General features: G+C 70.7%; 3 protein-coding genes. 2 read left to right on the forward strand and 1 reads right to left on the reverse strand.

Going from position 1 to position 3,408, the window contains the following annotated elements; translation table 11 throughout:
- Window positions 1-806 (reverse strand): hypothetical protein (locus tag VGH85_23235; protein HEY2176735.1); only part of this gene is annotated, 806 nt, incomplete at its 3' end.
- A 139-nt stretch (window positions 807-945) separates the two neighbouring features.
- On the opposite strand from VGH85_23235, the gene VGH85_23240 reads away from it, so the two are divergent.
- Together VGH85_23240 and VGH85_23245 are read left to right on the forward strand one after the other, a co-directional pair.
- Window positions 946-3,111: a (Fe-S)-binding protein gene (locus tag VGH85_23240; protein ID HEY2176736.1), complete on the forward strand. Its 2,166-nt coding sequence runs from the start codon at window positions 946-948 to the stop codon at window positions 3,109-3,111.
- A 12-nt stretch (window positions 3,112-3,123) separates the two neighbouring features.
- Window positions 3,124-3,408: hypothetical protein (locus VGH85_23245; protein ID HEY2176737.1), on the forward strand; the 285-nt coding region annotated here is incomplete at its 3' end.

The raw sequence follows: 3,408 nt of genomic DNA on the forward strand, positions 1-3,408 counted from the left end.
GCGCCGACCAGGAAGCAGAGGGCTCCGAGCGAGGTGCCGACGTTGACCGCCGTCACGCTCACGACGCCGGTGCTGGACGGGATGACATACGACGCCACCCCGGCGACCATGAAGCACACGCAGCCCAGGAGATTGACCCCGACGATCCCGGTCTCCAGCGTGCGCCGGGGACGGCGGCGCAGCAGGCCGCCGGTGACCTCGACGTACGCGAGGTAGCCGGAGACGAGAAAGCAGACCGACCCGAACAGGTCGGGTCGCCAGACGTGCTGGTTGTAGCTCGACGAGGAGACCGCGGTCGTCAACGCCCGCAGGGTCGTGACGTTGAAGAAGAGCGTGCCCAGGAGCTGAACGACGCTGCTCCACCAGTCGACCCGCCGCGGCTCCCAGGTGACCAGCCGGATTCGGCGCTTGTGACCGGCGCCGGGCCCGGCGTCGGCGTTGATCGTCTCGAGCCACTGCAGCGCCGCCGCGCTGGTGAAGAACAGTGAGCCGACGAAGAAGACGGCGCCGTCAGCCTGCTCGCCGACCAGCCGGACAAACGCGGGCAGCGGCGCGATGAGGAAGCACAGCGAACCGATCGCGAACAGCACGCCGATCCACCACGACGCCCGGTGCGGCGCCCAGAGGACGCCCTCGTGCAGCGCCGCGGGCCGGGACAACCGGGAGAAGTGCTTGCGGTGGGCGCGCGACGACCACCTGACGATCCGTCCGTCGGGTCGCCGGTAGGACATCCCGACCGTGAACGGCCCGACGGTCCGCCGACCGACCGTGGACCAGCCCTTGGGCCGAGCCGGGTAGTCGGTCACCCGGCCCATTCTCCTGTTGCGCCGCGACCCGGGCCGCCGAACAGGCGCACTAGTAGTGCGTTTCGGCCGGGGGCAGCGGGGGTCGGGCCCGCACCGGCGGTAGCGTGCCGGGCATGCCGACCTGCCCGCCGGACTGACCGTGGTCATTCGCCTCGCCATCGGCCTCGCCCTGACGGTGATCGCGTTCGCGGTGGCCGGCCGCCGCGCCTGGTGGTTGTACCGCCTGATCCGGTCCGGCCAGCCGCAGCACGGCCGGACCGACGACCTGCCGGCCCGCCTCCGCGCTCAGGTCGGCGAGGTGTTCGGCCAGGAGCGGCTGCTGAAGTGGTCCGTGCCCGGTGCGGCGCACTTCTTCACCTTCTGGGGCTTCGTCATCCTGTCCCTCACGATCGTCGAGGCCTACGGCGCGCTGTTCAGCCGCGACTTCGCCTTCTGGTGGTTCGGTCGGGGCCGGGCGCTGGGCTTCCTCGAGGACTTCTTCGCGGTCGCCGTACTGGTCGCCGTCGCGGTCTTCGCGACCATCCGGGTGCGGCAGGCGCCGGAGCGCCGTCAGCGGGAGTCGCGCTTCTACGGCTCCCACACGGGCGCCGCCTGGGGTGTCCTCGCGATGATCACCGCGGTGATCGTGACCCTGCTGCTCTATCGCGGCGCGCAGGCCGCGACCGGGCACTTCCCCTACGGCGGGAGCCGCTGGCCGTTCGCGTCCTGGCTGGTCGGCAAAGCCCTGCATCCGCTGGGTACGACGGTCAACGGCGTCCTGGAGACGACGTTCATCCTCGCCCAGATCGCGGTCGTCGTGGGCTTCCTGGTCTTCGTCCTCTACTCCAAGCACCTGCACATCGGGATCGCGCCGCTCAACGTCAGCACCAAGCGGCTGCCGGACGCGCTCGGCCCGCTGCTGCCGATGGAGTCCAAGGGGACGCCTATCGACTTCGAGGACCCGGGCGAGGACGACGTCTTCGGCCGCGGCGCGGTGGAGGACTTCACCTGGAAGGGGATGCTCGACTTCGCGACCTGCACCGAGTGCGGCCGCTGCCAGAGCCAGTGCCCGGCCTGGAACACCGGCAAGCCGCTGTCACCCAAGCTGGTGATCATGGACCTGCGGGATCACCTCTTCGCCAAGGCGCCGTACCTGCTGGACGAAAAGCCGCGGCCGGAAGAGGGCTCGGTCGAGATCACCGCCGACGGCGCGCCGCACGTGCCCGAGTCGGGGTTCGCCCGGGTGACGGGCTCCGGGCCCGAGCAGGCCGTCCGCCCGCTCGTCGGCACCGCGGAGGAGGGCGGGGTCATCGACCCCGACGTGCTCTGGTCGTGCACCACGTGCGGCGCGTGCGTCGAGCAGTGCCCGGTCGACATCGAGCACGTCGACCACATCGTCGACATGCGCCGCTACCAGGTGCTGATCGAGTCGTCGTTCCCGTCCGAGGCGGGGGTGATGCTGAAGAACCTGGAGAACAAGGGAAACCCCTGGGGCATGAACGCCACCGCCCGTGAGGAGTGGACCGAGGGGTTGTCCTTCGACGTACGCCGGGTGGAGGGCGAGATCCCCGACGACGTCGAGTACCTCTTCTGGGTCGGCTGCGCCGGGGCGCTCGAGGACCGGGCGAAGCGGACCACCCGCGCCGTCGCCGAACTCCTGCACACCGCGGGGGTCGAGTTCGCCATCCTCGGGTCGGCGGAAAACTGCACCGGCGACCCGGCCCGCCGGCTGGGCAACGAATTCGTCTACCAGATGCTGGCCCAGCAGAACGTCGAGACGCTCGCCGAGGCCAAGCCGAAGAAGATCGTCGCGACCTGCCCGCACTGCTTCAACACCATCGCCAACGAATACCCGCAGCTCGGCGCCGAGTACGACGTCGTACACCACACCCAGCTGCTCGCCCGGCTGGTCGCCGAGGGCCGCCTGACCCCGGTGCAGCCGGTCGACGCCTCGGTGACCTACCACGACCCGTGCTACCTCGGCCGGCACAACAAGGTCTACACACCGCCGCGGGACGTCCTCGAGGGAATCCCCGGGCTGACCAGCCAGGAGATGCACCGGTGCAAGGAGCGCGGCTTCTGCTGCGGCGCCGGTGGTGCGCGGATGTGGATGGAGGAACGGATCGGGAAGCGGATCAACGTCGAGCGGGTCGACGAGGCCCTCGGACTCGACCCGGACGTGGTGTCCACCGCCTGCCCCTACTGCCTGGTGATGCTCTCGGACGCGGTCACCGCCAAGCAGGCGTCGGGTGAGGCCCGGGAGGACGTGCAGGTGCTCGACGTCGCCCAGCTGCTCCAGCGGTCGATGCAGGCACCGCCCGAATGACAGACTGAGCCGGTGAGCATGCCTCCGCGCCGGAGTCGGGGTCGCGACCCCGAGCTGGTCGCGGCCAACAAGCGGCACCAGCGGTCCATCGACCGCGATATCGGCAACGAGCAGGCCCTGGCCCGCGACGACCAGCCGCGCTACCGGCGGCCGACAATCTGGCTGCTGGTCTTCCTCGTGCTCCTGGCCGTCGCGGGCGGTATCCAGACCCTGCGGCACCACGGCGGGGGGCCGCCCATCGCCCGGAGCTGCACCCGGCCGGCACTGGCGCTCGAGGCCGGCACGGTGACCCCGCAC

The organism is Mycobacteriales bacterium (assembly GCA_036497565.1).
Lineage (GTDB): Bacteria > Actinomycetota > Actinomycetes > Mycobacteriales > QHCD01 > DASXJE01.